Annotated in this window: 2 protein-coding genes; both read left to right on the top strand. The window is 60.4% G+C overall.

Annotated elements, in window-relative coordinates:
- The first annotated feature begins 43 nt into the window (after positions 1-43).
- On the top strand, positions 44-466 hold the full coding sequence (locus ACMTNU_RS20795) for an IS630 transposase-related protein (RefSeq protein WP_413937195.1): 423 nt from the start codon (positions 44-46) through the stop codon (positions 464-466).
- Entirely contained in the window at positions 390-983 is a 594-nt protein-coding gene (locus ACMTNU_RS20790) for an IS630 family transposase (protein ID WP_413937196.1), read from the top strand. Before ACMTNU_RS20795 ends, ACMTNU_RS20790 begins: the two co-directional genes overlap by 77 nt.
- The last annotated feature ends 19 nt before the right edge of the window (positions 984-1,002 follow it).

The following is a 1,002-nucleotide window of genomic DNA, read 5'->3' as shown; positions in this document are numbered from 1 at the left end:
TGCATGATACGTGGTATTGTTGCTCTGCCGTGTAGGGGGGGCGATGATGGCGGCCTATTCACAAGATTTACGGGATCGGGTGTTGTGGGGGTTGGAACGCGGCGAAGGCCCGACAGCGATTGCCCGACGGTTGGAGGTGAGTCTTCGCTGGGTGTACCAGGTCAAGAATCGCTATGAGCACACGGGGGAGCGTGCGGCAGCCCGGCTGGGCGGCTATCGCCGGTCCTGCGTGGCCGACAAGGAATCCACGATCAGAGCCTGGATCAAGGAACAGCCGGACTTGACCCTCGTCGAGCTCTGCGACCGCCTCGCAGCAAAGGGCATCACCATCAAACCCACGGCACTCTGGCATCAACTGAACCACTGGGGACTCAGCTTTAAAAAAAACGCTGCACGCCAGCGAGCAAGCACGCGCGGACGTCGTCAGCGAGCGCACCGAGTGGAAAGCCCAGCAACCCGGACTTGATGTGACCAAACTGGTGTTTCTGGACGAAACGGGGGTCAGCACAAACATGACCCGCCTGCGCGGTCGTGCGCCCATTGGGGAACGGTGCGTGGCAGCTGTCCCGCACGGACACTGGAAGACGACCACCTTCATTGCGGGCTTGCGTGTCGGGGCCGTGAGTGCGCCGATGGTGCTGGATGGGCCCATGGATGGCGAGGCCTTCCATCTCTATGTGCGGGAGGTGCTTTGCCCAACCTTGAGCCCTGGCGATCTTGTCATTGCCGATAATCTCCGGAGCCACACCATCGCCACTGCTCGCGACCTCATTGCGGGAACAGGCGCGGAACTGCGCTTCCTCCCACCCTATTCGCCCGACTTGAATCCCATCGAGCAACTCTTCTCCAAACTCAAAGCGCTCCTCCGCAAAGCTGGCCACCGCACCGTCGAGGCACTCTGGGCAGAACTCGGTACCCTCCTCGAGACCGTCTCTCCCCACGAATGTGCCAACTACTTCAACTCATCCGGCTATCATGTGTGACTCAATAGAAAATGCTCTA

The sequence above is a fragment of the Nitrospira sp. BLG_1 genome, assembly GCF_047338595.1.
In the GTDB taxonomy this organism is placed as follows: domain Bacteria; phylum Nitrospirota; class Nitrospiria; order Nitrospirales; family Nitrospiraceae; genus Nitrospira_D.
The sequence above is the reverse complement of the archived record's forward strand: the minus strand, read 5'-3'. Positions and strand labels throughout refer to the sequence as shown.

Bases quoted from the DNA above. Each gene is read 5' to 3' on its own strand.
- ACMTNU_RS20795 (WP_413937195.1), top strand. From the start codon at position 44: ATGATGGCGGCCTATTCACAAGATTTACGGGATCGGGTGTTGTGGGGG.